This window comes from uncultured Nostoc sp., from assembly GCF_964245575.1.
Classification (GTDB): domain Bacteria; phylum Cyanobacteriota; class Cyanobacteriia; order Cyanobacteriales; family Nostocaceae; genus Nostoc.
Genome location: NZ_CAXTNP010000493.1, coordinates 1 through 3,134 on the forward strand (window position 1 = coordinate 1; position 3,134 = coordinate 3,134).

Consider the following 3,134-nt stretch of genomic DNA (forward strand, 5'->3'; position numbering starts at 1 on the left):
ATACTTGTAATGCTTATGCAGCACGGTTTATAGCTTTTCTTAGTGCCATTCGACTCAGACTTACAACAATTACTTGTGCTTGATTCCGTTCCATAATTAGAATGCCTTTCCCTGATAGAGGTTATCATTTAAATGATTTTGCTGTTACGAGAACGCGCCACCCCGGAGCAACTTGAACAAATGCTGCAACAGCACAAGTTCTACATCAGAACCGCAGTTGATATCGAGCGTCGGGTGCTGGTTGGTGGTGGTGGTCTACACGCTGATTGTGAAGAAAAATTGCTAGATGACGGCAGCAGACAACAAGATATTTGGGCTGCCAGTTTTATGCCAATAACTGGAAAAATCATTTACGAGTCGATGGTTAATCTTCGTCCCCGGCAAAATAGGTCAATGGAGATATTAGACCCTAATATTAGAGAAAGGGTAGCTCAACTGATTAACGAGTTCCTAGGAAATTTATGATCGAAGTGACACCAAAGCAACAAATTTTTATGCAGGATGATGTGACTACACGTTTACGTCGTCTAGCTACACACTTGTCACAAATTCAATCTTTGTGGACTCAAGGCTCATCAGAGGATTTAATACTGGCTTTGGTTGATGAAAGCAGATACTTTATTGAGTGGACTGTACCAGACATGGTAAAGGCAGATGATATTGACCGAGCCTGTGAATTAGTTGATTTAGTTCGTCTTCTGACTCGTTGGCTATTCCATTGGGACGATATCTGGACTGATGCTGAACAAAAGCAATCTGCATCTGCTCAAATTTCATATTGGTTACAGCGAGTTTTGGAAATATCACGTACAGAACCGGAATCACTCAGTGCCTGATCTCTATGAATTCTTCCTCTGTTTGACTAGCACCGAACGCAGGTACTGCCGACAGGCTGCTTCCCCCCGATAAATCAGAATCCGTAGCGCCTGTATTTCCTGCATTGGAGAAACACAGATTTCGGCGATCGCAGCAATCAAATTTTGTTGCTTCTGCACATAATCTTGATGCTGCTGCTCTAACACAGCAATTTTGGAGTTTAGCTGTTGTATCTGCCGCAATGCTTGAGTTAAGGACGATTCTCTAATTTGAGACTGGTTATCTAAAGTTAATGTCATTTTTTTGCTCCTTTGTAATTTCTAAGAATGCCAATCAAGTTTGTACAAGGTCTTCACGACTAAATATCTTTTTTTTTCATCCCAATTGAAGTGCGAATAAATCCAGATTTTTCGCAATACTTATCCATTTTTAGATCCGAAGTTATTGGACAAGCTAAAGGGCTAGCAATTGAGACAACAGAAGTAGCTTCTTCGCAGGGTTTTGTTAATTCTGACTCGTGCCAGTCGCCTAAGCAACGGAATATAGTGACGTGTCCAGTTGGTTCGTCTTCGTCGGGCTGAAAAAGAATATTTACAATTCTTTCAGTTGGATCTAGTTGTATAGATTCTTGAAAGCCTTGCCAATCCGTGCATTGTTCGCCAAATGATCCTTGAGGATGAATAGCGCAATTGAGCGTTACACCGTTGTACGGGATACCGTGATAGTATTTGCACCCTTTACAGTTGGTAGGTATAGGTAAAGGCCTGCCCTGAGTGTAGTCGTTAGCGTAGCTTCTCCAAGAGTTGGGCTGAGGTTGGCCTAACAGAATTTGGTTAGCCTCAATTTGTCTTGCAATTCGGTCAGTAATGAATGTTGTGATCCCAGTTCCGACTATTGCCCCACCAATGGCATACATGATATTTTTACCGAGATATTGAGTGCCAACATAGCTACAGATAATTGTTGCTGCTGCTGCACTGATGCCTTTGATGAAAGGACTAAAATTCATCTTTTGTTACTTCTTTTTTACTGATGGTTCATTCTCAGTTAAAAGTCTGCCAAACTCGTAAATCGTTACAGTTGGTTTTGGTTCCGGCTCCAGTTTTGGTTTTGATATCACAAGTTCAGGGCTACCTAAGCCGACTGCATTTTTAATTTCTTGCTCCGTGACTTGATTCTCCTTGTTGATTAAATTGCTCCACCTGATCAATTGCATCCACTATTTCTCCCAAAACATTGAACGCATCGTTTAGCACAACATCGTTTGATGTAGAAAAGGAAGGAGGACGACTGAAGCCTGCGATAATCCTTACTACTCCCCACAAGCTGCAACGTATATTGACATCCTTGCAAGATAGTCCGAATCTCTGATGTAGTTAACTTGATTTCCATTGTTGTTTATCTCCCTAAAATTTATCTCGTTGAATGCTGAAAGTTGCTCCGACTAGAGAACTCCCTAAGAAGGCGGAAAAACTGACCAGCATAGCTCCAAGACTTCTGTTTTTCTGGTACTGCCAGCCAGAGATAATTATGTTGGGATTATTAGTCTCGATAATCTCCAGCCCCCAACAAGCCATTGCTCCAACTCCTAAAAACCCAGTTAAAAGCAGAGAGGCGATTGCAGTTGTTTCTATGGTGCGATCGATAAAAATCCTGGGGTTAAATCTTCTCCTAGTACGGCGGCGAGAAACCATTTTACTCTTGTGGTCTAATTGAGATTGGTAAACAACTTGTTTGTGATTAGTCATTTGGAATCCTCCAATTCAATAAAAAACCCTGCACCAGTATTCTTAATCTTTACCAACTTTTGATTTACCAACATTTGAATCACTGACAGACTAAAGTTCATACGGCACAATCGAGCGCTACCCCCACAACGACGGAGATACTGTATGCATTGGTGCGGCTGATTTTGTGGGGTAGGATGAGCAATTTTTCGCGGCATAATATTTTTTCCTTTTTATATAATTGAGCAATCAGACTGGCTCTAATCAATTTCTGCCAATCTTTATCCTGTGCAATGGTTTGGATTTTCAAGTAGCACAGGTTGAAATCTTTCAGTATTTCAATAGGTGACATGGGAATGTTGGGAATGTTTAGAAATGACTGAACTAAATCTGCTAGGTTGTGACTTTAATGCTGAAGGTGACTTATCGTTTGATAAACTTGGTTTATGTTTGATAACACTTGCAAATTTATCGCGGAGATGTATTCTCCTGATTTCGCTACTTGGTTATTAGGACAACCGATTACTTTAACCAAACTAATACCAATTTAATATGAAGCTACATATAATAGATGGAAGCAAACTTGAGAAA

Annotated in this window: 7 protein-coding genes and 1 pseudogene; 3 read left to right on the forward strand and 5 right to left on the reverse strand. The window is 40.6% G+C overall.

Features of this window, described 5'->3' with window-relative positions; all coding sequences use genetic code 11:
- Nucleotides 1-132: 132 nt before the first annotated feature.
- Complete coding sequence (locus tag ACFFAP_RS37495; RefSeq protein WP_229474056.1) at nt 133-465, forward strand: DUF5674 family protein; 333 nt, start codon at nt 133-135, stop codon at nt 463-465.
- Nucleotides 462-836, forward strand: a complete 375-nt coding sequence (locus ACFFAP_RS37500) for a hypothetical protein (RefSeq protein WP_292874869.1) — start codon at nt 462-464, stop codon at nt 834-836. The genes ACFFAP_RS37495 and ACFFAP_RS37500 overlap by 4 nt, the downstream gene beginning before the upstream one ends.
- Nucleotides 837-839: 3 nt before the next feature.
- Here the strand turns inward: ACFFAP_RS37500 and ACFFAP_RS37505 are convergent, their stop codons facing one another.
- The 5 genes from ACFFAP_RS37505 to ACFFAP_RS37525 all read right to left on the reverse strand — a co-directional run bounded on the left by ACFFAP_RS37505 (nt 840) and on the right by ACFFAP_RS37525 (nt 2,761).
- Nucleotides 840-1,115, reverse strand: a complete 276-nt coding sequence (locus ACFFAP_RS37505; protein ID WP_375515954.1) for a hypothetical protein — start codon at nt 1,113-1,115, stop codon at nt 840-842.
- A gap of 59 nt (nt 1,116-1,174) precedes the next feature.
- Nucleotides 1,175-1,825, reverse strand: a complete 651-nt coding sequence (locus ACFFAP_RS37510; RefSeq protein ID WP_375515955.1) for a hypothetical protein — start codon at nt 1,823-1,825, stop codon at nt 1,175-1,177.
- 6 nt (nt 1,826-1,831) lie between these two features.
- Entirely contained in the window at nt 1,832-2,032 is a 201-nt protein-coding gene (locus ACFFAP_RS37515) for a hypothetical protein (protein ID WP_375515956.1), read from the reverse strand.
- A 190-nt stretch (nt 2,033-2,222) separates the two neighbouring features.
- Nucleotides 2,223-2,564 carry a hypothetical protein gene (locus ACFFAP_RS37520; protein ID WP_375515957.1) on the reverse strand — a complete coding sequence of 114 codons (342 nt, stop codon included), beginning with the start codon at nt 2,562-2,564 and terminating at the stop codon, nt 2,223-2,225.
- A complete protein-coding gene (locus ACFFAP_RS37525; RefSeq protein WP_375515958.1) occupies nt 2,561-2,761 on the reverse strand; it encodes a hypothetical protein in 201 nt (66 codons plus the stop codon). The genes ACFFAP_RS37520 and ACFFAP_RS37525 overlap by 4 nt, the downstream gene beginning before the upstream one ends.
- 228 nt (nt 2,762-2,989) lie before the next feature.
- Between ACFFAP_RS37525 and ACFFAP_RS37530 the strand changes: the two are divergent.
- Nucleotides 2,990-3,088: pseudogene (locus ACFFAP_RS37530) on the forward strand (flagellar assembly protein H); the annotation flags it as partial.
- Nucleotides 3,089-3,134: the final 46 nt, after the last annotated feature.